This window comes from Labrys sedimenti (assembly GCF_034424805.1).
In the GTDB taxonomy this organism is placed as follows: domain Bacteria; phylum Pseudomonadota; class Alphaproteobacteria; order Rhizobiales; family Labraceae; genus Labrys; species Labrys sedimenti.
The window spans coordinates 1202469-1224623 of record NZ_JAXOUF010000001.1 but is presented as its reverse complement, the minus strand read 5'-3'; the positions used below and the strand labels follow the sequence as shown (position 1 = coordinate 1224623).

The following is a 22155-nucleotide window of genomic DNA, read 5'->3' as shown; positions in this document are numbered from 1 at the left end:
TAATGCTATAGCACGTCAGTGGTCTTGTTAAGACTTCATCGGTGATCGGCATTGGGCGCATCAGGATCCGAGGTCGGGTCAGCGTTTGTCAGGCTATTCGAGACTTTCGGTGTCGGTAGTTTCCAGGTTTCGATCGCGCTTTATCGTGATTTCAAGACTGAAAAAGCTCGCTGGTCATGCAGACGAGTTCGGTTCTGTTGCGGGCCTGTATCTTCTTCATCATGTTCCGTACGTGAACTTTAACAGTGCATTCGCTCATGTTGAGTTTGTGAGCGATGACTTTGTTCGGGTCACCCTTGCGAAGATTTTCAAGTACGGTCAGCTGCCGTTCAGTCAGCAAGGCAGAGGCACGCCTCTGCGGTTTGGCTTCCGCAGCAGGCGAACTGGCGCTCCGCGCGGAAAGCAGGCTGCTGGCGGGAATGAACGTACCGCCGACATTGACGAGATTGACGGCACCGACGGTCACGTCGAGATCGAGGCTCATCGGGACATAGCCCTTGGCGCCACGTTCCAACGCAGCGACCATGCCGGCTGGATCCTCGACATCGGAGATCACGATCACCCTGGCGTCGGCCGCTGCCTGCAGAATGCTATCCAGGCCCTGGTGAAGCGCGGCTTCGGTTGCCTGGCGCCCAGTGGCGCACAGCAGGATGATCGGTGTAGCGGTTTTGGCCGCTGCATCCTGCCATTCGCGAATGCTTCCATAGGCACGGACTTGAAATTCGCTGACGGCGTCGCCTAGGCAGCGGGTCAGGCAGTCGCGCGTGAAGGTGTTGTCGTTGATAATGCTGATCGTGGCCTTCTCAGCCGCGGCGTCCTTGTCCTTGCGGACGGAAGAAGCTTCGACACCGCCCTCATCGAAGACCCGCCTGTCGCGCTGGTACTGCAGGGGCCGCCGCCTGTCGAGGATGGTGGAAGCGTTTGTGAGGGCGATGTTCATGTTCAATCCGCAACGTGTTGGTACTATGCTGACTAAGGGGCAAGTTATGCGAGATCGATGATTTGGTCGTTAGCTTGGAGTCCGCAGACATAGCAGTGAGTACAAATTCCGAGGCAGTCAGGCTCGGACTTGGTAGAGAAGTGCCTCCAACGGCGTAGGGTCCCCTACGCCTTGCCAGTTCTGGTGTGGGATAGGAGATCGAGGATTCGAGCCCTTTTGCCGTATATCTACCTCCTGTTCGCGTGCGCCAGCAGTGGCTGCAGCGCGGGGGCGGGCGGAATTTGCGACGGAATTGCGCTTCTGTATAATCGAAAAGAATTTCTATGATCTGGCAGTCAGAGCGGTATGATTTTATGAAATATCCCTTGGGCGAGACGCAACCTTACCGTGCGACATGCCGCTTTCGGCAACAGGCAGGATGCGGCAGTTCACTTGTGCATAAGATAAAGGAGGGTGGGCGAGGCGTGCTGAAAACTCTCTTTTGAAGATTTCCGTTGTTGTTCATAATAACAAGTGCGGCCGCCACCGCGAGGCGCCGTCGGCAAATATGTGAGCTCCCGCTTTTGCGTGAGCCTGCCGCGAAAGCGAGAAAAGCAGAATGGACGATGGCGCGTCCCGCAACGATCAGCGGCCGGCTTCAGGAGCCCAGGCGTCGCGTTCCGGCAAGGAACGCCGTCGTTGGTCTCGGCAACCCAGTTCGCAGCAAAATGACAGCCCGCCGCCGCCTGCACTGACGCCCTTGATTTTTTCGACCGACGAATTCCCGCCTGGCGAGCAGTTCGATGCCTGGCAGGTACTCAATGCGCCGCTTGCCGATCTGACATTGCCCGATGGCGTAACGGCGCAGGAGGGATTTGTCGCACGTCAAGTCGCCTGGAATCTCGGTGGCATGCTGGTTGTGCAGCAGAAGGCGGCTGCCCACAGCTACCATCGCTCCGCGGCCAAGCTTCGTTCCAGTCTCGTCGACCACTGGGTGATTACCTTCCGGCGCGAGGGAAAAGCCTGGACCGAAGTCGGTGGGCGTGTCGCCGAGAGCCAGCCGGGAACGGTCGAGATCCGTTCTCTGGGCCATGCTTTCCGGGGCAGGATGCTCGAATCGCAGAGCCTGGCCCTGTATTTGCCACGCGATCTTTTTGCCGATTCCACTGCGATTCTCGATGCCAACAACAACCGGATTTTGTCGCGCAACCTTGCTGGCCTGCTGGTCAGTCATGTTGACAGCGTGGAGGCACGTCTGAGCGAGTTCAGCAAGGATGACCTACTCGGTGTGGTCAATGCCACTAGGGATATGATCCTGGCTTGCGTGGCTTCCACCGAAGAGCGGGCGGTGGTGGCCAGCAAGCAAGGAACGGTGGCACCCATGGAACGTGCCCGCCGCTTCATTCGCAGCAATCTGCAGACGACCGCCATTACTCCTGAACTGCTGTGCCGGGAGCTCGGCATATCACGCACCCATCTCTACCAATTGTTCGAACCGAGCGGCGGCGTGGTTCACTATATCCAGAAGCAACGCCTGCTTGCTGCCCATGCCGCCCTCAGCGATCCCTCGGACCGTCGCCTGATCGCTGAAATTGCCGAGAGTTTCGGATTTGCCTCCGCAGCCGATTTCAGCCGCGCTTTCAGCCGGGAGTTCAGCTACAGTCCACGCCAGGCTCGCAGCGCGCCGGCGCCGAGCCGCCTGATGAAGGAGGGGACCCGGGACGCAGACGGCCTGCCGTCGTTCGAGCGTTGGCTCAGGGCCCTGGGAAGCTGAAACGTTTTGCGAGTTGATGTAGCCGCCTGGAAAAGGATGCGGCCACACAAGGAAGCTGGAGCAAGGCGCATTCAGGCTTGAAGGCGTTTTGCTCCGGATGGCGATGGCTCGATGTCATGATCGATTGGCCCTGGCGCCGTGCCTTGCGTGATGAGCAGCTTCTCCGTGCAGTGCGTTTCAAAGGGAAGCAGGCATGTCTTCGAACAGGCGAAGCAACGATCGGCAAGGGAATAGCGCGGACAAGAGCAAGCTGGCCATTCCGGCCGCTGTTCTCGAAGGATGGGCCGCCGCCGCCGATATCTTGGTCGGTCTCCTGGAGCACGCGGCTGCCTTTATCATGCAAGGGGTCGGCGAAGGCGGCGAGATCATCGCAGTCAGCCATGGGCCGGGTCAAGCACATCGAGTCGGTCCGACCGCAAGCCAGGTTGCTCTCCAGCGTTTCAGCACAGCGGTCGCACGCGAAACTGGCGAACATGGACCAAACGCTTCCGATCGGGAAAGCCGACGAGCAGGAACTGTCATCGAAATCGCGGCAGGGCAGACTTTCCTCGGCGCTCCGATCCGAGGGCCGAAGGGAGAGATCTTTGGCGCGCTGGTGGTTCAAAAACAAGGTGAGGCAGGGGTCTCGCCAACCTACCAGCGCCTACTCATCCGTTTCCGGAACGAGATCGAGCATGATGTAAGGCTGCTCTTCCTCAGCGGGAGTGAAGTGCAGCGCGACGGCAAACGGATAGAAACCGAAAAGCGTCTTGGCGACAATCGTTTCAGCTTGCTGATCGAACACGTGGCTGACGATTTCTTCGTCCACGACGATCAGGGAAGATTCCTCGACGTCAACCATCACGTAACCCTCAGCACTGGCTTCACCAGGGAGGAACTCTTGCGGATGTCGGTGCCCGACATCGTCGAGGACTTCGATCAGGCATGGGCGAGGCGTGTGTGGGCCGAGGCCGAGCCGGGCGTTGCGACGACACTTTATGCCAGGCATCGCCGCAAGGATGGTTCGGTTTTCCCGGTCGAGGTTCGGCTTTCCTGCCATCTCTATCAGGCTCGGAAGACCTTCTTTGCCACCGTGCGCGACATCAGCGAGCGGGTCGAGGCCGAGAATGCCAATCGCCGGCACAACGCCGAGCTCGAGGTCAGGGTTGCTGAGCGCACGGCCGAACTGCGCAAGACCACCGATCTACTGCAGACGGTTTTCGATGGTACCACGGATGCCATTTTCCTGAAGGATCTAGAAGGCCGCTTCGTGATGCTCAACCAGGCGACGGCCCGTTTCCTGGGGCGGCCTGCGTCGGAAATTCTGGAGCGGGATCTTGCGGCCGTGATCGATCCGGAAAATGCGGCCCGCATCCTGCGGACCGATCGGGAGATCATGGCGCGCGGCAAGGTCGTGACCATGGAGGAAACCTTCGTCGTCAACGGCACCAGGCGCCATTTCTTCGTGACCAAGGTTCCAAGGCGCGACGAGAATGGCGACGTAATCGGCTTGATCGGTGTTTCTCGCGACATGACGGATGTCCGTGCCACGGAGACGGCTTTGCGCCATAGCGAGGCGCGCTGGGAATTTGCGCTCAATGGTGCGGGCGACGGATTGTGGGATTGGGACCTGCGTACCGGGAATGTCTTCTACTCTCGGCAGTGGAAGGCAATGCTGGGTCATGCCGAGAACGAAATCGAGCCTACACTCAAAGAATTCATCGATCGCATCCATCCGGACGACCTGCAGGCGAGTTGGGCGGCAGTGGAACGGCACATGAGCGGCGTGGCTCCGGACTTCGTCATTGAGCTGCGCATGAGGGCCAAGGACGGATCGTGGCGCACGATTCTCGATCGCGGCAAGGCCATCGAGCGCGACGAGGATGGTTCGCCTCTGCGCATCATCGGAACCCACACCGACATTACCGCGCGCAAGCAGATCGAAATGGAATTGTCGGCGCGCGTCCGGTGGTTGTCAGAGATGATGGAAAACCTGCCGATCGGAGCCGCTTTCGTGACCGATGACGGGATCCTGGTCAACCGTGCTGCCGAAGAACTCACCGGGTACCATAGGGAAGAGCTGTCGATTTTTGATGCGTGGTCGCGGCTTTTCGGTCGCGATCTATTTGAGGCTCTTGTCTCCGATTCGAGCGGTGATCGGGCCGCCCGGCCCTATCGCACCGGTCAGTCTGGCTTTTTCCGCAAGGACGGAGCGCCGCGCCTGGTGGAAGTGGCGGCAACCCAGGTTGGCGATCATGCCATCTGGCTCATGCGCGACCTCACGGAGAGCAAGGAACTGGAAGCCCAGCTCAGCTCCCTTGTCGACAACCTGCCGCATGGGGCCGTCTATCGCCTGGTGCAGACGCCCGACGGAAAATTGTCGCTGCCTTATGTGAGCGCCGGCATCCTGGCGCTGACCGGCGTGCCGGCCAGCGAGATCATGGAACGGCGAGGGGCCTTCGTTCAAACGATCCATGAAGACGATCTGCCGCGCTACAACGCATTGCTCGAAGATTCGCTCTCGCGTGGCAGTGTCTTCGACTGCCAGTTCAGATCCCGCACGCGCGATGGCAGAATTCTCTGGCTCCACTGCCGTTCCGCTCCCCGCTACCAGGCCGATGGCACGGTGATCTGGGACGGTGTCATGCAGGACATCACCGCCCGCAAGCAGGCCGAGGATCTCATCGTTGCCCTCAAGGAGCGTATGGAGCTTGCGATCAAGGTCGGTGGCGTGGGCATATGGGACATGAATGCCCGGGACCAGAAATATATCTGGGATGACCAGATGTATGTGCTCTACGGGCTGGAGCACGACGCTTTCGACGGCAGCCTCGAGCGCTGGCTTTCGTTGCTCCATCCCGACGACGTCGACCGGGTGCTGACACAATGGCAGGAGGCCATCGCCAGGACGGGCACATTCGAGAGCGAATTCAGGATCGTGCTTCCCGATGGCGCCATCCGGCACATTCGAGGCCAGGCCGAGGTCTTTCGTGCCGATGACGGCTCGGTATTGCGCGCGCTGGGCATCAACCAGGATGTCACCGAGGAGCGGCGCACGGCCCAGGCTCTGATCCAGGCTCGCAAGGCCGCAGAAGCTGCCCAGGCAGCCAAGGGCGAGTTCCTGGCGGTGATGAGCCACGAAATCCGCACGCCCATGAACACGGTGCTCGGCATGACCCGGCTGGCACTCCAGGCCGAGCGGGACCCCAAGCAGCGCAACTATCTCGACAAGATCAGCGCATCGGCACAAACGCTGACCTCCATCCTCAACGATATTCTCGACTACTCAAAGATCGAAGCGGGCAAGCTCGAGCTGGAGGAAAGCGAATTCAGGCTGGAGGCCGTGCTTGAATCAGTCTCCGCCGTGACCGCCATGAAAGCCGAGGAGAAGGGCATCGAGATCATCTACGCCGTGGCGCCGGATGTGCCTTCCCGCCTTGTCGGCGATTCGCTCCGGCTCGGCCAGGTGCTGATCAATCTGGTAAACAATGCCGTCAAATTCACCCATAAGGGTGAAATCGTGGTGTCGGTCGACGCCAGACAGGCGGATGCCTCAAACGCCGTACGGCTGCAATTTGCCGTGCAGGATACCGGGATCGGCCTCGGCGCCGATCAGGTCTCCGGCTTGTTCCAGGCTTTTGCCCAGGCGGAGAGGCATGTCTCGCGCAAATATGGCGGCACGGGCCTCGGGCTGGCCATCTGCAAACGCCTCGTCGAAGGCATGGACGGGCAAATCTGGGTGTCGAGCACTCTGGGCAAGGGCAGCACCTTCTATTTCACGGTCGAGCTCAGGTCACCCCGGCGCGCCGCCCCCTATGAGGGGACTCTGCGTTCGGGGGAATTGAAGGGCAAAAGAGTCCTGATCGTCGATGACAATGCCAGCGCCCGCGAAACACTGGCAGGGATGGTGCATGATTTCGGCATGGAGAGCCATGTCGTCGATTCCGGCAAGGCCGCATTGGCGGCGCTGAGCCAGGCCCGCGAGGAGAGACGGCCCTTCGAAGTCGTTCTGATGGATTGGCGCATGCCTGAAATGGACGGGTTGGAAACCGCGGCGCGGATCAAGACCGATGCAAGGCTCAAGAGCACGCCGGCCGTTCTGATGGTGACGGCCTATGGTCGTGAAGAGGTGCTTCGACGAGCCGAGCAGCTCGGTCTGCACGGCGTGCTCGTCAAGCCGGTCACCGTGTCGGTGATGTTCAACACCATCGTCGGGGTCTTTCACGATGCCGCGAACGGGACCTCTGGCGTTCTTGGCGAGGAGGCGGGCGAGATCTTGCCGCCGCAGGCGCAGGACGAGATCCGGGTGGCACTCGCGGGCCGGCGCATTCTGGTCGTGGACGACAATGCCTTCAATCGGGAGGTCGTCGGCGACTTCCTGCAATTGGCCGGCATGCACGTGGACACCGCAGTGAATGGTCGCGACGCCCTGGACAAGCTGGAAACGGCGGCCTACGACGCCGTCCTGATGGACGTCCACATGCCTGAAATGGATGGCCTGACCGCCACACGCAGGATTCGCGCACAAGAGCGCTGGGCTTGTCTGCCCCTGATTGCCTTGACCGCTCAGGCCCTCACGAAGGATCGCGAAGCCAGTCTCGCGGCAGGCATGAACGCGCATCTGACCAAGCCGATCGACGAATTGGCCCTCTACCGGACATTGATGGAATTGCTTCCTGCGTCCTCCTTCGCACAGGATTCCGAAAACGAGACACCCGACATGACGGAAGGGCCTGTTTCGGGGGATATTTTCGCGTCAATGAGCGGCGTGGATCTATCTGCGGCCCAGAAACGCCTGGGCAATAGCCGCGAGCGATTGCAACGCCTGCTACAAGGGTTCGTTCGCGATTTCAGAGAAGCTCCCACGCAGCTTGATCAGGCGGCATTGCGAGGGGATGTCGCAGCCGTTGCGGCACTGGCGCACGCCGTCAGAGGGGCTGCCTCCTATCTGGATGCCCATGAATTGTGTGCGGCCGCAGCTAATATCGAGGAGATTTCTCGCGATGGGGACCTTGATGAGGTCCGGCTTCTTCTTCCCGCGTTCCGGAACGATCTGGCATTGCTGCTTAGCCAGATCGATCGTATTGCAGCACAAACTACAGCCGGAAGGTCAGGGCCGGTGCGCGGCGGTCTGCGCAAGGTTCTTGACCTCATCGCAGCCGCAAAGCCTTTGTTGCAAAGCGGTGACTATGCCGCATATGCCATTCTGGATGAGGTTATCGCCGAGCTCTCCGGAACCATCGAAGTCGAAAGAGCAAGAGCGATCCTGAGCCATTTCGAGGAACTTGAACTGGTTGAAGCGGAAACCCTATTGCGGCAATTGAACGCCGATCTGGAACAACGGGTGTTTGAAAGATCTCAAGAGTGAGTGATGTTTTTCCGCAGACGGTGCTGATCGTCGACGATGACCGGATCAATCGGACGATACTGGCAGAGCTGCTGCAGCGTGAATGTCGAATACTCCTGGCGAAGGATGGGCCAACCGCTCTGCAGCGTGCGCAGGACGAACGAAGCATCGACTTGATCCTGCTCGATGTCTCGATGCCCGGCATGGACGGTTACGAGGTACTGCGCCGACTGCGCTCCGAGCCTCGGACCGCCAATATCGCAGTGATCTTCATCACTGCCCTCACGGATGAACAGGACGAGGAACGTGGGCTTTCGCTAGGCGCCGCCGACTATGTCTTCAAACCGATCAGTCCCGCCATCGTCAGGGCCCGCGTGCGCAACCATCTCAAATTGGTAGCGCAACGCAATGAGCTGGAGCGCCTGTCCGAAAGAGACGGCCTGACCGGGATCGCCAACCGGCGCTATTTCGACAAGGCTTTCGAGTTGGCCTGGCGGCATGCCGTCCGTTCCGGCGATCCGCTCAGCGTTGCCATGATCGATGTCGATCATTTCAAGGAATATAACGACCATTACGGTCATGGCGCCGGCGACGAAGCGCTGCGGCAGATTGCCCAGGCGCTCGCGCGGGCCGTCGGCCGCCCCTACGACGTCGTCGCCCGTTATGGTGGCGAGGAATTCGTGATGCTGCTGCCGGGTTTCCATGAACTGGAGCCACTGCTGGAGAGATTGAGGCAGGCGGTGCTCGATCTCGATCTGCCGCATGCCAGGTCACGGACTGCCGAAGCGGTAACCATCAGCTGCGGCGGGGTGGTGGCGTTCGTGTCACAGACGGACAAGCCTACTGCATTGTTGGGCCGGGCCGACAAGTTGCTGTATCGGGCCAAGCAGCAGGGACGCAACCGGGTGCTGGTCTGGCAGGGACAAAAGGAAGGCCTCTTCCTTCCGCTGGGACAGGGCGGGGCAGGAAAGCTGCCGGGAAAACCGATATGAGGCCGTGCTGGCTGACCGACGCCACAAGCACGGCAAGAGCAGGACAGAGCCAGTCGCCGATAGGCTGCGGCTCTGACGTCTGAAGGCGGACAGCCGCCATTGGGGTCTGCCGCCGATGCCCTTCTCAGTTCCGACGGAGTGAAGAAAGATGGCTACCTGTCAGGAGGACCGGGCGATATCCAAGGTGAGGCGCTGCATGTCCGATGCGCTGTTGAGCTCATAGCCTTCGGCACGCAGGATATCGCGGGATTTGTGCGCAATTGCCGTCCGGCTCTTCACCTTCAACTTCTTCATGATGTTGCGGATATGGACCTTGACCGTGCTTTCGCGCAGGTTGAGCTCCGTCGCAATGGCGGCGTTGGACTTGCCGCGACTGACCGCAGCGATGATCGACAATTGGCGGGGGGAAATGCGTGGATAGTTTCGGCCAGACTGCTCCTGACGGGCGAGAGCCGGCTCGGCCGCAGCGCGGATCAGACTGGCGGCAGGCACGAAAATACCCCCGGCGATGACCAGACGCGTTGCCTCGATGGCGACCTCGGCACCGAGTGTGCTGGGAATGTAGCCTTTCACACCGAGGTCGAGAGCCCTGAAAATACTGGCTGGGTCCTCGGAGTCCGATAGGATGATGATCGCGGCTGAGGGCATATGCGCGGTTGCTGCAGCCAGCGAGGTCAGATCACTCGGAGCTTCACCCTCACAGATGATGACGAGCGAGACCTCCTCATGCGCATCCGCAACAGCATTCCATTCGTCCAGGCGAGCGAATGGTAAAATTTTTCGGTCAGGAAACTCTACCGCCAGGACACGACTGATGCAGTCGCGCTGTAATGTCCTATGGTTTATAAGAGCTATTTGTCCTGGTGGACTGTTTACTACCATGGTGGGGCCATATGATTGACCAAGCTGCCTCAAGGGCACCGAGGGAGATAGATTTTTAGGCTTCAATTCGTACACTTCACACAACGTATGAACGGATAGGGTATGACTGAATTCTGTCCAAGATGCAGGCAGCTACTGTCAGGGATGACAGAATGAAGAACACGTCCCTGGGATCATGAATTCGACCGATGTCCGTTGGTCATGCCTGACAAAACCAGGATGTTCCGCGAAGGAAAGACTTGTGAATTGCCGCCACCTCGACGATTCAGTCTGGTATTTCCTTGGTCTAGAGCACTGCAATGCCATCATGAGCATCTGCAGAATGTTGCAAGCTCTGCTCTGATTCAATCTAGCAATGTTGATAGGAAGCGAGTGAAAGTCGGGACCGATTTAGGTACTCTCTAACTCGAAGGCGGTACCCCGAAATAGGCGGAGGCGAACGTTGGGGTAAATAGGCAAGCCGATTGGCTTGGTTGCGATGGCAAATGGCGTCACCGCTGGCATCCATCGGCCAAACGGCAAGCGAGTTCGTTTCTTGCTGCTGCGGCCGTGCGAGCAGGATCCCCGAGAGGGATGCTGGCCCGGATCGCAGGATGACAAAGTAGCGATTCTGAATTGACGAAAGATGCAACGCTGAGGGAACGACCCCGATAGATCCGGTGTGCCAGCTCAGGCGCGCGGGCGGCGCAGGAGTACCGGCCAATCGCGCCTCGGCACCTTGTTGAGCACGGCGCCCATCACCTTGCCATTGGCCTGCTGCAAGGTATCGAGAGCCTCGGTTACGTCGTCACTGGTGGTACGGCCCGCTTCGATGACGAAGATCATCGTATCAAGGAGCGGTGCCACCGCCTTGACGTCGGAAGACAGGCTCATCGCAGGCAGATCGACAATGACGCAATCATAGGCGTTCAGCGCGTTGAGTTGTTCCTGCATGACGGATGAACCGATGAAGAGATCGATATCGACCGAGCCACCAGCCCTGTTCGCGGGAATGAAGTCGAGACGAGGAACCAGATTGATCGCGGAGGCGGTGATCTGCTTGCCGCGCTGTTGCAGGACTTCGCTCAGGCCATAACGGGCATCCGGCGCGTAGTGACGGCTTAGCGCGTCGTCGCGCAGATCGCAGTCGATCAGCATGGTGTGGCGGCCGCTCGCGGCAAACAGATGGGCCAGGTTGGCAGCGATGGTGGATTTGCCTTCATGGGGCAGACACGATGCGATACCGATCACACGCGCGCCGGAATTCTGTTCCTTGCCCATGACCGCCGTGCGCACGGCTCTCAGGCTTTCGGCGAAAGGGGAAAGCGTACCGGCTTTCGAGGTGGCGTAGGAGAAGTAGTTGTCGCCGGAATCGGTTTGGCGCCGCCTGAATAGCCGCAGCGATTTGATCGCGGCAATCAATGTTTTCGGCAGCTTGGCCAGATCCCGGCGAAGGTCGGCAAGGCTGTGCGGCAGGCCGGAGCCGCGCTCGTCGGTCGCAAAGGGGATGATGCCGATACAATTGAGACCGAGCTCGCGCTGCACGTGCCGCTTGGCGCGCAGCGTGCGGTTGAGCGTGTGAAAAATACTGACCGCGCCGAGACCCGTCAGTAGGGAGAAGGAAGCCGCCAGCAGCAGAATCAGTTTCGTTTGCGGATAGGCCTTCGAAAGGGGTTCTGCGGCAGAACTGATGATACGGGCGTCGGAGGCAGAGAACTGGCGATCAGGCAGGACGCCCTTGCGTACCGCTTCCTCGATGGCCTGTTGCTGTCCCTTGATCTCGTCGATGCGCCCTTGCAGCCATTCATTGTTGCGTTGCATGGATAGCGACCTGGCATCGATCTGGTCGCGGATGAAGGCGGCGGTAATCGAATTGGCGATCGAAGCGGCCTTGGAGGCGGATTTTGAGCGATAGCCGATCTCAAGCACCAGGGATTGCCCGATTCGACGTACTGTGACGCGGTCGCTGAACGTGGTGAAGGCGGCTGCATCATGGCGTTTGACCAGATCCGGCGTCACGCCCTGCGCCGGCAGCGGGCCGACAAATTCGGGATCGTTCTGCAGATTCAGCGTCTGGAACACCAGGCGTAGAACCCGTTCGGACTTCACGATCTGGATCTGGCTCTCGATCTGCGAATTATCGAGATTGGTCTGCAGAAGGCCCGGATCCACCCCCTGGGAACTCGAGAACGAGCTTCTGGGCTCCAGAATCACGAAGGAAGCTGCGTAATATTCCGGCGGGGTGCTGACGATGTAGATGATCGCGGCGACAACGCAGAGGATGAACCACAGCACCAGGCCGCGGGCATAGCGCATGATCTCGACAAGGATGTCGCGCAAGCCGAAACTCGTGGGCTGATCATTCAGCGGCCTGAGATAGAGCATGTCAGCGGCCTCGAACCTTCAACAAAATCCATGAACAGGGCGACATTGGAACGACGGGATCGCGGGCAATCCCAACGATCCGGTTCGAGCGCGCTCGAACATGTCACATTGCGGAAAGCCTGGAGGCAGAGCGCTGCCGCGCGGGTGGTTCCGCGCAGGCAATGCAGAGTTCAGGTCGAATGTCGCGCTTATAGAGTTAGGGAAGGCAAGTCGCAATGCTTGGCTCGCAATACTATTGGTCATGATGGTGGAAGGTTTGGCTCACGCCCGTTCGGGGCAGGCCAAGCTCAAATCATACGCTGAAAACATGTTGTGGCGACGGCATGACTTCCTGGAATACGTCATGCTTTTCCGGACTGCCTCTCGCGGATGAGGTCGAGATAGCCTTGGGCCGATTTCCGCCACGAATAGGCTTCGATGCGCTTGCGCCCTCGTTCGGCGAACGTCGAACGCAGGGTTTCGGACGCGGCCAGATTCTCGATATGCCGCAGCCAGGCGGCGGGTTGGTCGGGCGGCGCCAGCAATGCCGCATCGCCGCACACTTCCGGCATGCTGGCTCGATCGGATGAGATCACGGGGCAGCCCAGCGCCATTGCTTCGACGATCGGCAGGCCGAATCCCTCGGTGAAGGAGGGGAACAGCAGGCACAAGGCACCTTGCAGCAAGGCTGCCAGGTCGTCATCGTCGACGAAACCCATGAAACGTACGTTCGGCGCAAGAGTCTGGTGTGTCTCCGCGGCAAAAATGCTGGATTGGCCGCCAGTCACGACAATGTCGATGCCGCGCTCGTCGAGAGCCTGTGCGAGATCGAGCACCATCGCGACATTCTTGTGGCGGGCGCGGCTGCCGATGATGAAGACGTAGGGCCGTTCGAACCGGTGCTTGGTGCGAATCGAGGAGCGGGATGCGTTCCAGCGAAAGACATGCTCGTGACCATTGGGCAGAACGACTATGTCTTCGCGAGCGATCGGCAAATGGCGGGCAAGCTCTCCTGCCGAGAAATGCGAGACCGTGGTGATCGCGGCGGCGCGCCGGACGAGCAGGGGCAGGAGCGTCCCGTAAACGGCGCGAAAGGCCCGGCTGTAGCTCGTCGGCATGTTGGCGACATTGGCATCATGGATGCAGACGATCTGCTTGCTGCGAGCGACCGGTCCCAGATTGCATAAATTCAGCAGGAAGCGGCGATCGAGCAGGGGCAGTGTCATCTGTTCCCAAAAATGCCCGCGCAAGCGCTGGGACCGTCTGGTCTGGATGGTCCGATAGGCGGGAACGTCACTGCTGCCAGGCAGATAGAGGCTGGCCCGGGCTCCTTGCTGATGCAGGAGCTCGTCTAGATGGGCGGTGATTTCCCGCGCATAGCGCTGCACGCCGGTGACCGGTTGGGTGAGGAAGCGCCCGTTGATCGCAAAGGAAAGCGGCTCGATCATGGTTGCCGAAGGAGTTCGTGAGGCGAAGGCCGGGTCAATGGCGCTCGGTTGCGGCAATGTGTCGACGTTCATCGCAGGCCTTCCCTTTCGATGCAAGCGACCTGAGGACCAGCGTGCGGGACGGTGGCTGAGCAAGCCGCTGCGGTCAAAAAAAGACGCCCGAAGTCGGTGGTGCTTCGGGCGCAAGGCTGACAGTTATTCGATCGCTTGAACTGCGGCCGACTCTTGAACCAAGCTCAATAGGAGCCGGAGGGACGCAACACGGCGGGAATCGTCTTCAGGATGATGACGATGTCGCTCCACAGGCTCCATTCCCGCACATAGCGGACATCGAGGCTGACACGGTGCTGATAGGACACGTCGCTGCGGCCGCTGACCTGCCACAAGCCGGTGAGACCGGGCCGTACCTTCAGATAGTCCTCGATATGGGCGCCATAGCGCACCATTTCGTCGCGGACGATAGGCCGGGGACCAACGAGGCTCATGTCGCCACGGATAACGTTGAGGAGTTGGGGCAGTTCATCGATGCTGGACTTCCGCAGGAACTGGCCGAGCGGGGTGATGCGCGGATCGTTCTTGAGCTTGTGGGTTTCTTCCCATTCCTGGCGGGCCGCACTGTTGGCGGTCAGATGCTCGCGCAGCACCTCGTCCGAGTTCGTCACCATCGAGCGGAACTTGAGACACGGAAAGAGTGCGCCGCCACGACCAACACGGTTGTGTCGAATGAAGATCGGCCGGCCCTGAAGGACGAGCAGCACACCAAGCAGCAGCATGAAAAGTGGCAGCAGGAAGACGAGTGCAGCTGAGGCAGTGACAATGTCGAGCACGCGCTTGCCTCCCTTTGCCAATTCAAGGGATAGGCCGCTTCTTTGCTTGTTTGATTTGAACAAGGAAGCATCGTCCTTGCCGGGTATACGGCTAAGACTGTTCGAGCTAGCCAAGTTTTCCATCTCTCGCCTCGGTCAGAGTGCTGCGTTACGCTATGTTATTCATCCCGGGTGGAGTTGCCGTTCAGCATGTTGCGCTGCGGCAGCCAAAACAAAATCGGGCTTGGTGCGGCGTTTGGAAGTTTTTGCCGACGTTTGTAAACACAAGCCGAAGCGTGTTTTGATTTGGATGAATTTATTGATCCTGAATTGCTGAATTTCGTGTTGGAAATCAAGGATTAGGGCTATTGGAATTTGGGGGGGTTAGTACCTACCGTTGCGTTGAGTTGGAGGCATACCCCTATCCAAAAAGGATAGAGTTTGATTAAATTCATACCGTTTAGGAGGTAGGTAAAGGGGGATGTTGCGTCGCAGAAACGAGTTAGGCTTGTCTCTTTGGAAGGTAGGCTGGTCTAATTTTCTGCTTCTCCGCCGTATTTTTCCCTATCCCGGGGGAGTGTATAGGTAGCCTATCCTAGCCTCTCGAATAGGATCGCCCCGCTTTCGGAACCGCCGCGAGTGCATCATGGTCGCGGAGGGGGCCTTCAAAGGGAGAGAAAGGATAGTATCGAAAGCGCAGTCTTGCGGGGACTCGCTAGGAATTTGGCGGGTTTCAGGCCAAAAATGGCCGAATAGCCCACCCAGGCGGGATGTGTGCTAGAACGCACATCGTGGCCGGAACGCATGTGCTAATCCGCAAGGCTTGCGGTCACCCCGTCACAGTTTGCCGGGCGTTTCGTGCTCCGGCGGGATGGGGCGGATTACCCCCTTCGTCGTACGCCCGAATGCTTTGGTGCGAGCTGCGAAAACTGTATTTGTGCTTTGAATTGGGCATTCGACTTGGGGCCCGCAGGAAGAATTGGTGCAATGCGAGTTGCAATCGTACATTACTGGTTCGTCGGCATGCGCGGCGGCGAAAAGGTCATCGAAGCGCTTTGCGAGCTTTTTCCGCAGGCCGACATCTTCACCCATGTCTATCGGCCCGATGTCGTATCGCCGGTGATCCGCCGCCATAAGGTGTCGACATCCTTCATCGGCCGTCTGCCGGCTGCCCATCGCCTCTACAAATCCTATTTGCCCCTGATGCCGATGGCTCTCGAGAATCTCGACCTTCGCGGTTACGATCTGGTGATCAGCAGCGAATCCGGACCAGCCAAGGGTATCGTTCCGCCGGCGGATGCAGTCCATATCTGCTATTGTCATTCGCCCATGCGCTATATCTGGAACATGTTCCACGACTACCGTGAGCGTAGCGGCTTCCTGACTCGCATGATGATGCCCCCGATCGCGCATTATATTCGCAACTGGGATGCAGCCTCTGCGTCACGCGTCGATCATTTCGTGTCGAATTCGAAGACCGTGGCTCGCCGCGTCCAGTCTTATTATCGACGCGATTCAGATGTCATATTCCCACCCGTCGATACGGCGGCGTTTCGCCCCGTCGAGACGTCCGAACTCGAAGACTATTATCTGATGGTGGGCGAACTGGTCAGCTACAAGCGGCCGGACCTTGCGGTGGAGGCCTTCAACCGAACCGGCAGGAAACTCGTCATCATCGGCGGCGGCGAGATGTTCGCCAAGGTCAAGGTCATGGCCGGGCCGACCGTCTCGGTCCTGGGACCGCAGCCCTTCAGCGCACTGCAGCACCATTATGCCCGCTGCCGGGCGCTGGTGTTTCCCGGCGAGGAGGATTTCGGCATCGTGCCGGTGGAAGCGATGGCCAGCGGGCGTCCCGTGATCGCCTATGGGCGGGGAGGGGCGACGGAAACCGTGATTGCCGACAGGACCGGGGTGTTCTTTCAAACTCAGAGCGTGGAAGCCATCATCGATGCGATCGAGCGCCTGGAAAAGACGGATATCGACCCCTCGGCGATTACGGCCCATGCGGCGGGTTTCGGCAAGGAAGTCTTCACTGAGAAAATGCGCGCCTATGTCGAGCGGCGCGTGCATGAAAAAAGCATGCAGGCATAGTCGATGTGACTGCATCACTGCGTTATTTCAAAGCAGACCGGATCAGGCCTTCCCGTAAGGCCTGTTCATTGAAGGACGGTATTGAACCTCATGAGTTTCTCAGCATTTCACAGGGCCTCGTTTTGCCGCAAATCACGACGCGCAAGCCTGCGTCGCCTGGTGACAGGCTTGTTGACCGCAGTGGTTGCCACGATGGGTGTTGCGACGACGGCGCTGGCCGAGCCCTATCTGCTTGGGCCGGAAGACAAGCTCAAGATCAGGGTCTATGACTGGCGCGCCTCCTCGAGCGAGGTGCATGAATGGGCCGCGTTGACAGGCGAATTCGTCGTGGGCGCGTCCGGCAACGTATCCCTGCCGCTCATCGGCGAGGTCCCGGCGGCCGGCAAGAGCACGGGCGACCTGTCTGTCCTGATCGGCGAGAAGCTGCAGGCCAGCATCGGCCTCTCCAACCGGCCGGATGCCTCGGTGGAGGTGTCGACCTACCGGCCTTTCTACATATTGGGCATGGTGACAACGCCTGGCCAGTATCCCTACAAGCCCGGCCTCACAGTACTCCAGGCCATCAGTACGGCGGGGGGCGTGCTGCGTGTCTCCGATTTCGGACTTCTTAGCTTCCAGCGCGAGAGCCTGGTCAATCGCGGCGATCTGCGGACCCTGGCGGTGGAACGGCTGGGGCTGCTGGCGCGCGAAGCGCGCCTCGACGCCGAATTGCGGGATAGCGACACCATTACCTTCCCCAAGGAGCTGATGAGCCAGGCCGACACGCCGCAGATTGCCCAGATGATGAAGGAGGAGCAGCTCCTGTTCGAGGCGCGCAAGCAGGCATTGCGCTCGCAGGAGGATGCGATCAACCAGACCAAGAAGCTGCTCGGTTCCGAGGTCGAATCCCTCAAGGCCAAGAGCCAGTCCCTGGAGCGCCAGCTCGACCTGGCCAAGCAGGAACTGGATAACGTCAACGGCCTGGTGTCCAAGGGGCTGGCCGTCGCCTCGCGCAAACTGGCGCTGGATCAGAACGTCTCGCAATTCGAAAGCAACCGCCTGGATATCGATCTGCTGATCCTGCGTGCGCAGCAGGATATCTCGAAGGCAGAACGCGATGTCGTCGACCTGCACAACAAGCGGCGCAACGACATTCTGACCGAGATCTCGGACGTCCGCAGCAAGATCTCGGTGAATGCCGAGAAGACGACGACGACGCAGGGGCTCATCTACAACGCCGAGGTGCAGGCGCCGCAGGCCGTTGTCTCCCAGATCGGCAACATCAACAGCAAGCTGACCTTTGCCATCATCCGGCGGGTCGGGGACAAGACGCAGACCATCGAGGCGAACGAAGCGGACCCGGTTTATCCCGGCGACGTGGTGAGAGTGGATCGCGTCGGCGCAGCGCCCAATGGCCAGGAGATCGTGCCGCGTTCTTCTGCCTCGGCGCAACCTTGATCGCCAGGCACCGGGAAGGCGGAGCATGCCGCCTTCCCGGTGCAGCCTTATCGGGCGTCGTGGAAAATGAGGCCCAATGTGTGCCTCTGTCCCGAGCGAACGCGGCTGACACCGTGGCGTAGATTGACGCGATAGGACCCTCTGCTGCCCTGGACTGGCCGGTTGTGCACGGCGAAGGCAACGGCATCGCCCTGGTGCAAGGGCACGACCTCGACCCGGCTCTGCATGCGGGGACGCTGTTCGGTAAGCACGAACTCGCCGCCGGTGAAATCCAGGCCGGGTTGCGAAAGCAGAATGGCGACCTGGATCGGAAAAGCGAGGTCGCCATAGAGATCCTGGTGGAGGCAGTTGAAGTCTCCGGGCCCGTATTGCAGCAGCAGGGGAGTCGGCCGGTTTTGGCCGGCCGCATGGCAGGCCTCCAGAAAATCGGCATGGGCCGCCGGATAGCCTGTCTCGATGCCCATGCGCCGGTTCCAGGCGTTGGCGGTGGCAGCAAGGCGGGGATAGAGCGCGGTTCTGAGCTGACCGATCAGCGCTGGTAGGGGATAGGCGAAGTAGCGATATTCGCCGCGGCCAAAGCCATGCCTTGCCATATGGATATGGCTGCGGAAATGCGCCTCCTGCGTATAGAGATCGGCGATGCCCCGGCATTCCTCCGGCGAGAGCAGGCCATCCAACACGGCGCAACCATAATCGTCGAGTTGGCGGGTCAGCCCCTGCCAATCATAGGAGGCGATCCGGTCGGCGCCATAGTCATCTGGAACAGGCAAGGAAGCAGGCTGGGGGCGTGGCAGGCCGGACATAGGCTCGTCCTTTCGTCATCATGATGGGTTCACGATGACTTTAGGTCCGCCCGGCCGAGCCGACATTCCGATCTCTGCTGCCTGCCTCGACACCCCATCATAGGCCGTCAAACACGACGACACCGCGTGCGAGGGCGCGCGGTGCGGTTCGGAGACGGTTCAAATGTATCGGGATCAGTGCTTGGTCTGCGTCTTGGCGAAGCGGCACTCGGCCGCCATGGCAGCGGCATCCAGGCGCACCATGGCATCGGTGATGATCCTGCGGGCCTCGATCGGAATCTTGCCGCGCATGGCCAGAAAATCGCCGGCGCGGCGATGGTCGGATTCGGGCAGGGCTTCGAGTTGCAGCAGGGCGTCGGCCCAGCGGAGGCAGGCCTTGACCTTTGCCGGGGATCTACGGTCCCTGAGATTGGCCATCGCGTCATGCGTCGCGAACTCATATTCGAGTGCCGCTGCGATGGCCGGGTCTTTCGGCTCTTTCATGGATGCCTAGCTCACTGGGGTCGTGCGAATGGAAGGTAGATTGCTCTCACACAACTTAATGAAATCGATCTCAAAATGCAGACCGGCAAATTTGCGGGGTATTTTTGGGGTGGTGTGGGAAAAACGGTTTTCGCCTCGGCCGAAAGTAGCAATCCATTCCACCATGCGGCTAGGAGACGTAGCTGTCATGCTGCCGTCATAGTGCCGGATGACGTAAGGAGAGGCCTTGAGGGGTTTAGCGACCGCCGCAGCCTGTCGGTTCCGATCGCCGGCATGGCCTTTCCGTCACTCCTTTTTTCTTCTTCATCTACCGCAAAGAGGTAGGGGAAATCGGTGGTATCGAGGCAAGAAGCGAGGGTAATTGCCGCTTTCCGTGCCGGTTACTCTCTTTTGACAGTTGGTCGCGCGTGACCGGCGGATAGGGGTCGAAATCCGGCGGAGCGGACGGTAGGATCGTCGCTGCGGCAGGGATCGCAGTATCCCGGGCGCCGATACGGGGAGTAAGATCATGACGATTTCCACCACCCGGCTGCCGGATGGTTCCGCTATGCCCGTATTCGGGCTCGGCACCTGGGGCATGGGCGAGGCGAGGCGGGAGGCCGGAGCCGAGGTCGCCGCCTTGCGCGCCGGGCTCGACCTCGGCATTGGCCTGATCGACACCGCCGAGATGTATGGCAGCGGCGGTGCCGAGCAGGTCGTCGGACAGGCGATCGCGGGACGGCGCGACCAGGTCTATCTCGTCTCCAAGGTCCTGCCTTCGAATGCTGGTCGTCGCCAGGCGGTTCGCGCCTGCGAGGAGAGCCTCAAGCGGTTGGGCACCGACCGCATCGACCTCTATCTCCTGCATTGGCGCAGCTCGACACCCCTCGAAGAGACGATTGCTGCCTTCGACGAACTGAAGCGGGCCGGCAAGACCCTGCGCTGGGGCGTTTCCAATTTCGACGTCGACGACATGCGGGAGGTCGAGGCAATCAGCCCGGACTGCCAAGCCAACCAGGTGCTCTACAATCTGACCCGGCGTGGGATCGAGTACGACCTGATCGGCTATTGCCGCGAGCGCTCCATGCCGATCATGGCCTATTCCCCCATCGAGCAGGGAGCGCTGGCCAGGAACCGGGTGCTGGACGCCATCGCGCGAGACCATGGGGCGACCTCTGCGCAGATCGCGCTCGCCTGGGTGCTCGACAAGCCCGGTATCGTCGCCATTCCCAAGAGCCGTCATCCCGATCGGGTGAAGGAGAATCTGGGATCGCTGGCGATCAAGCTCAGCGATGCCGATCGCGCCAGCCTCGACGCTGCCTTTCCGCCGCCACGCCGCAAGCAGGGGTTGGAGATGCTCTGAACCGCTCAGGCCCAGTCGCGCTTGCGCATCGCGACCAGCGGCCCCAGGCTGTCGAGATAGGCTGAGGCACCGTTGTCGGCGTAGGTCGACAGCACGACATTCTTGTCGCGGAAGGACTTCAGCACCTGCCCGAGGCCATTGGCGCCTTCATTGCGGACCTGCCTGACAAGGCCGAGGTCGATGTTGATCGGGAAGATCTCGGTGGCCTGGCCGCATTGATGCAGCACCACGCCGGTTGGATCGACGACGAGCGAGCGGCCGATGCCGCCGCCATCCAGGCCGTTCACGTCGAAGACGTAGCAGGAGAACATCACCGCCGTGGCCTGCACGATGGCGAGCTCGGCCTGGCGATCGGTGGTGCCTGTCAGCACGGGATGGATCAGCACCTCGACGCCGGCCGAGGTCAGCGTGCGCGTGGTTTCCGGGAACCAGATATCGTAGCAGATCGACAAGCCGAAACGGCCGACGCCAGGCACGTCGAAGATCAGGAACTCGCTGCCGCCGGTCACCCCCGCCTCGAAGGGCATGAAGGGGAACATCTTGTCATAGCGCCCGACGATTTCGCCGGCGGGATTGATCACCACGGCATGGTTGAAGGTCTTGCCCTCGCGCTCGACGAAGACGCTGCCCGGAATGATCCAGATACGGTGCTTGGCGGCCAGGGCCTGGAAGATGGCCTCGTCGGCCTGCGGGTCGGGGGAGGCACAGGCATGCAGCGGGCCGTGGGCGGCGAGTTCGCTGAACACCACCATGTCGACGCCGGGATAAAGCGCTATCGCCTTTTCCAGTTGTGCAGCCATTGCCGCGATGTTCTGGCCGGTGACGGGCACCGGCATCTGGATGCCGGCGATCAGGAAACGGGAATTGTCGCGCCGCGGGGCAGAAGGCGAGAGATCGTTCACCTCGGCGTGAAGGCCTGACATGATTTTCCAGCTCTCATCGGTTCACTCCGCTTGCCGGGTAGCGGTTTTCGCCGAGAAATCCAAGCGGGGCGTCATGCGAGGCTGTGGAGCGACGAGGTCGTCGAGCGCCACGCCTTTGAACGGCTTGGTCGATTTCAGCACGATATAGCTCGATAAATTGCCGATCTTGGGGCCGAGCTTCAGCAATTCGTCCGATAGCATCTGGTAAGAGCCGATATCGGGGCAGACGAAGCGCACCAGATAGTCGATCGGCCCGCTTACCTTGGTGCATTCCACCACATAGCGCATGCCCATCACCATCTTTTCGAAGGTGAGAAAGTCGTCGAGGCCATGGCTGTTCAAGGTCACGGCGGCGATAACGTCGACATGGCGGCAGACTTTGGCGATGTCGATGCTGGCGTGATAACTGGAGATCACGCCTGCCTTTTCGAGACGTTTGACACGCTGCAGGCAGGGGCTGGGCGACAGGCCAACCGCGTCGGCCAGTTCCTGGTTGGTGGCGCGGGCATCGGATTGCAGACGCGCCAGGATGCGCAGGTCGACCTGGTCGAGCCGGATCGAGCCATCGTCGTCTTTCATATGCTTC

The 22155-nt window shown here is 60.2% G+C and carries 17 protein-coding genes; 6 read left to right on the top strand and 11 right to left on the bottom strand.

Annotated elements, in window-relative coordinates:
* Window positions 1-151: 151 nt before the first annotated feature.
* Window positions 152-940, bottom strand: a complete 789-nt coding sequence (locus tag U1R88_RS05890; protein WP_068295946.1) for a response regulator transcription factor — start codon at window positions 938-940, stop codon at window positions 152-154.
* Window positions 941-1538: 598 nt separating this feature from the next.
* Here U1R88_RS05890 and U1R88_RS05885 point away from each other — a divergent pair.
* On the top strand, window positions 1539-2693 hold the full coding sequence (locus tag U1R88_RS05885) for a helix-turn-helix domain-containing protein (protein ID WP_322430384.1): 1155 nt from the start codon (window positions 1539-1541) through the stop codon (window positions 2691-2693).
* Here the strand turns inward: U1R88_RS05885 and U1R88_RS05880 are convergent.
* Window positions 2674-3168 carry a hypothetical protein gene (locus U1R88_RS05880; RefSeq protein ID WP_322430383.1) on the bottom strand — a complete coding sequence of 165 codons (495 nt, stop codon included), beginning with the start codon at window positions 3166-3168 and terminating at the stop codon, window positions 2674-2676. The genes U1R88_RS05885 and U1R88_RS05880 overlap by 20 nt on opposite strands.
* 168 nt (window positions 3169-3336) lie before the next feature.
* A complete protein-coding gene (locus U1R88_RS05875) occupies window positions 3337-3534 on the bottom strand; it encodes a hypothetical protein (protein WP_322430519.1) in 198 nt (65 codons plus the stop codon).
* Between U1R88_RS05875 and U1R88_RS05870 the strand changes: the two genes are divergently transcribed.
* The gene (locus U1R88_RS05870; protein ID WP_322430382.1) at window positions 3478-8040 is read left to right on the top strand and encodes a PAS domain S-box protein; all 4563 of its coding nucleotides are present in this window, start codon (window positions 3478-3480) and stop codon (window positions 8038-8040) included. The genes U1R88_RS05875 and U1R88_RS05870 overlap by 57 nt on opposite strands.
* Window positions 8037-9011 (top strand): diguanylate cyclase domain-containing protein, encoded by a 975-nt coding sequence (locus U1R88_RS05865; RefSeq protein ID WP_322430381.1) that lies wholly within the window; start codon window positions 8037-8039, stop codon window positions 9009-9011. Before U1R88_RS05870 ends, U1R88_RS05865 begins: the two co-directional genes overlap by 4 nt.
* A gap of 159 nt (window positions 9012-9170) precedes the next feature.
* Here the strand turns inward: U1R88_RS05865 and U1R88_RS05860 are convergent, their stop codons facing one another.
* The 4 genes from U1R88_RS05860 to U1R88_RS05845 form a co-directional block, all read right to left on the bottom strand.
* Window positions 9171-9893, bottom strand: a complete 723-nt coding sequence (locus U1R88_RS05860) for a response regulator transcription factor (protein ID WP_322430380.1) — start codon at window positions 9891-9893, stop codon at window positions 9171-9173.
* A 669-nt stretch (window positions 9894-10562) separates the two neighbouring features.
* Window positions 10563-12257 carry a nucleotide-binding protein gene (locus tag U1R88_RS05855; RefSeq protein ID WP_322430379.1) on the bottom strand — a complete coding sequence of 565 codons (1695 nt, stop codon included), beginning with the start codon at window positions 12255-12257 and terminating at the stop codon, window positions 10563-10565.
* Between the two features lie 341 nt (window positions 12258-12598).
* The gene (locus U1R88_RS05850; protein WP_322430378.1) at window positions 12599-13756 is read right to left on the bottom strand and encodes a glycosyltransferase family 4 protein; all 1158 of its coding nucleotides are present in this window, start codon (window positions 13754-13756) and stop codon (window positions 12599-12601) included.
* A gap of 164 nt (window positions 13757-13920) precedes the next feature.
* Window positions 13921-14634 (bottom strand): sugar transferase, encoded by a 714-nt coding sequence (locus U1R88_RS05845; RefSeq protein WP_425545383.1) that lies wholly within the window; start codon window positions 14632-14634, stop codon window positions 13921-13923.
* Between the two features lie 843 nt (window positions 14635-15477).
* Between U1R88_RS05845 and U1R88_RS05840 the strand changes: the two genes are divergently transcribed.
* Both U1R88_RS05840 and U1R88_RS05835 read left to right on the top strand, forming a co-directional pair.
* On the top strand, window positions 15478-16581 hold the full coding sequence (locus U1R88_RS05840) for a glycosyltransferase (RefSeq protein WP_322430376.1): 1104 nt from the start codon (window positions 15478-15480) through the stop codon (window positions 16579-16581).
* A 180-nt stretch (window positions 16582-16761) separates the two neighbouring features.
* Window positions 16762-18018 carry a polysaccharide biosynthesis/export family protein gene (locus tag U1R88_RS05835; RefSeq protein WP_322430516.1) on the top strand — a complete coding sequence of 419 codons (1257 nt, stop codon included), beginning with the start codon at window positions 16762-16764 and terminating at the stop codon, window positions 18016-18018.
* A 47-nt stretch (window positions 18019-18065) separates the two neighbouring features.
* On the opposite strand, the gene U1R88_RS05830 is transcribed toward U1R88_RS05835, so the two are convergent.
* Window positions 18066-18821, bottom strand: coding sequence for a 2OG-Fe(II) oxygenase (locus tag U1R88_RS05830; protein WP_322430375.1), 756 nt, complete (start codon window positions 18819-18821; stop codon window positions 18066-18068).
* 174 nt (window positions 18822-18995) lie between these two features.
* Entirely contained in the window at window positions 18996-19304 is a 309-nt protein-coding gene (locus U1R88_RS05825) for a hypothetical protein (RefSeq protein ID WP_068295966.1), read from the bottom strand.
* Between the two features lie 508 nt (window positions 19305-19812).
* Here U1R88_RS05825 and U1R88_RS05820 point away from each other — a divergent pair.
* Entirely contained in the window at window positions 19813-20646 is an 834-nt protein-coding gene (locus U1R88_RS05820) for an aldo/keto reductase (protein WP_322430374.1), read from the top strand.
* A 5-nt stretch (window positions 20647-20651) separates the two neighbouring features.
* Here U1R88_RS05820 and U1R88_RS05815 read toward each other — a convergent pair whose 3' ends face one another.
* Together U1R88_RS05815 and U1R88_RS05810 are read right to left on the bottom strand one after the other, a co-directional pair.
* The gene (locus U1R88_RS05815; RefSeq protein ID WP_322430373.1) at window positions 20652-21569 is read right to left on the bottom strand and encodes a carbon-nitrogen hydrolase family protein; all 918 of its coding nucleotides are present in this window, start codon (window positions 21567-21569) and stop codon (window positions 20652-20654) included.
* Between the two features lie 21 nt (window positions 21570-21590).
* Window positions 21591-22148 carry an Lrp/AsnC family transcriptional regulator gene (locus U1R88_RS05810; protein ID WP_322430372.1) on the bottom strand — a complete coding sequence of 186 codons (558 nt, stop codon included), beginning with the start codon at window positions 22146-22148 and terminating at the stop codon, window positions 21591-21593.
* Window positions 22149-22155: the final 7 nt, after the last annotated feature.